Genomic DNA, 272 nt, shown 5'->3' with positions numbered 1-272 from the left:
CGGCAGTGCCGACCTTAACGGCAGCGGCAATACCCTGAACAACGTGCTGACCGGCAACGACGGCAACAACATCCTCGACGGTGGCCTCGGCATCGACACCATGATCGGCGGCAAGGGCAATGATGCCTACGCCCTGGACCAGAGTGCCGAACTGACCCTGCTTCAGGAAAACGCCAACGAAGGGACCGACACCCTTTACCTCACCTTCAATGCGACCCAGGGCAGCGTGGTCAACCTGGACCTGAGCAACCTGCAAAACGTCGAAAATCTCC

At 59.6% G+C, this 272-nt stretch carries 1 pseudogene; it reads left to right on the top strand.

The window, feature by feature from the left end:
* Positions 1-272: pseudogene (locus BK660_RS32705) on the top strand (M10 family metallopeptidase); the annotation flags it as partial.

It is taken from the genome of Pseudomonas brassicacearum (assembly GCF_003732265.1).
Lineage (GTDB): Bacteria > Pseudomonadota > Gammaproteobacteria > Pseudomonadales > Pseudomonadaceae > Aquipseudomonas > Aquipseudomonas brassicacearum_D.
This window is presented reverse-complemented; position numbering and strand designations above follow the sequence as displayed.